Consider the following 2,294-nt stretch of genomic DNA (forward strand, 5'->3'; position numbering starts at 1 on the left):
GACCGGCTGGAGGCCTACGTCGCCGCGACCGGCGAGCTCGCGCTGCGGATGGCGGCCGGGCGCTGGCCCGCCCGCGTCACCCTGCCCGCGCTGCGCCGGGTCGCCCGCACGGGCGCCGGGCGGCGCTGGTGGCGCCGGTTCGTCCGGGCCGAGCGCGGGCTGCGCGAGCGGTTCGCGGCCCGCCGGACGAAGATCGCGGTGTTCAACCGGGTGCTGGTGCGGCTCCCGGTCGGCAAGGGCACCGTCGTGTTCGAGAGCCGGCACGGCGCCCGGTGCTGCGGCGATCCCAAGTACGTCTTCCGGGCGCTGCGCGACAGCGCCGCCCCGTACCGGGCGATCTGGTCCTACCGCGACGACCGGCGCGGCTTCCCCGACGAGGCGCTGCTGGTCAAGCGCGGTTCGTGGGCGTACTACCGGGCGCTGGCCCGCGCCGAGTTCTGGGTCGACGACCAGAGCCTGCCCGCCGGACTGGTGAAGCGCCCGCAGACCACCTACGTCCAGATCCCGCGCGGCCCGGCCCCGCAGCCGCCGGACGGGCCGTCGGACGGGCAGGGCGCGCTCCTCGCCCGCGACCGCCCCGATCACCTCGACCTGCGGTCCGAGCACGACGTCCACCCGCCGCGCACCGGCGCGGGCGCCGAACCGCTCCGGTCGGGCTGCCCCCGCAACGACCCGCTGATCACCGGCGGCGACCCGCACGAACTGGCGGCGCTGCGGCGGCGGCTCGGGCTGAGCGGGGACCGGCGCTACGCGGTGCTGTACGCCCCGGCGCTCCGGACCGGCGACGGCGACCGGCCCGCGCCGCCCCCGGAACTCGCGTTCCCGCTGGAACGGTTCGTCCGGGAACTCGGCGGGACGCACGTCCTGCTCGTCCGCCCGCCCGGCGGCGGGAGCGCGGTCATCCCGCCCGGCATGGACGGCACCGTCATCGACACGGCGGCCGTCCACGACGCGACGCTCCTGATGCTGCTGTCCGACGCGCTGGTCACCGACGAGGCCCCGATCATGTTCGACTACGCGCTGCTGGACCGGCCGATGGTCTTCTACACTCCGGACCGTACGCGTCTCCGGACCGGCGGCCGGGGCCTCCCCGCCCCGGTGCCCGGACCGGTCGCCGAGGACGAGGACGGGCTCCTGGCCGCCCTCGGTGACCTGGACGGCGTGCGGACCGGGCACGCCGCCGCTCGCCGCCGGTTCACCGAGCTCCACGGCGAGTACGACACGGGCACCGCCGCCAAGGCGATCGTCGAGCGGTTCTTCGTCGGCGAGGGACGGTGACCGGCGACCCGCGGGTGTACTACCGGGTTTGTAGTAGAAAGAGACCATGCCGACCGCAGTGAACGCACCGCCCCGGACGGGGAGCGCCGACGGCGCCGTCCCCTGGGTGACGGTGGTCGCGCTGGCGTTCACCGCCGCGCAGCTGCGCTTCGTCCCGGCCGGCATGACGCTCGGCGCGGGCGAGGTCGGCAACGTGTGGCAGGCCCGCAGCGGCGACCCGGGCGCCTTCCTCGACGTGTCGCGCGGGCACGCGACCGTCGCGCTGGTCGCCCCGGTCGTCCAGGCGACCTCCTCCACCGCGGCGATGCGGATCTACCTCGCGGTCGCCTCCGGCGCGGGGCTGTTCGCCGCGCTGTGGGCGTGGCGGCCCCTGCACCGCCCCGAGACGCTGGCGGGCGCGGGCGTGCTGTTCGGCGGGCTGTGGGCGGCGCAGCTCTACGGGTCCCAGGCGATGCCCGACCTGTGGTGTGCGCTCGGGGCGCTCGCCGCGGCCGGCTGCTTCCTGCGGGTCGCCCGCGACCGGCAGGACTACCCCGCGATGCTCGGGCTCACCGCGAGCCTCGCGCTCGTCGCGGCGATGCGACCGTCGCAGGCGTTGTGGCTGGCCCTGCCGCTGTGCGCCGCCCTGGCCGTCGTCCCCGCGTGGCGGCACCGCGAGGCGGTCGTCAGCGTCCTGGCCGGGCTGGTCCTGGACATGACGGCGTGGCTCGTGCACGAGCACGGCGGTTCCGGGCCGGAACCCGTCCAGCGCGCCCAGCGCGCCGCGGCCCGCGGGTCGGGATGGGTGGACGGCTGGCCCGGCTGGTCGGGCGTCGCGGCGGTGGCGGTGTTCCTCGCCGTCGGCGGGCTGGTGGCCGCGTCCGGCGGGCGGCGGCCCGGCAACGCGCTGCTGCCGATGGCCGTCGCGGCGTGGATGCTGGTGCCGGGGGCGTTCGCCGGGCCGGGGACGGCGGCGGGCTTCCTGCTCACCGCGGGCGCGCTGGCGGCCGTGCCCGCCGCGGCCGGCTGCGTGCGGG

General features: G+C 77.6%; 1 protein-coding gene and 1 pseudogene. Both read left to right on the forward strand.

Annotated elements, in window-relative coordinates:
• A partial coding sequence (locus tag ABZ914_RS50335) for a CDP-glycerol glycerophosphotransferase family protein (protein ID WP_500201667.1) occupies nucleotides 1-1,278 on the forward strand: 1,278 nt, incomplete at its 5' end.
• Between the two features lie 46 nt (nucleotides 1,279-1,324).
• A pseudogene (locus tag ABZ914_RS50340) lies at nucleotides 1,325-2,294 on the forward strand (hypothetical protein); the annotation flags it as partial.

The organism is Spirillospora sp. NPDC046719 (assembly GCF_040645715.1).
Lineage (GTDB): Bacteria > Actinomycetota > Actinomycetes > Streptosporangiales > Streptosporangiaceae > Spirillospora.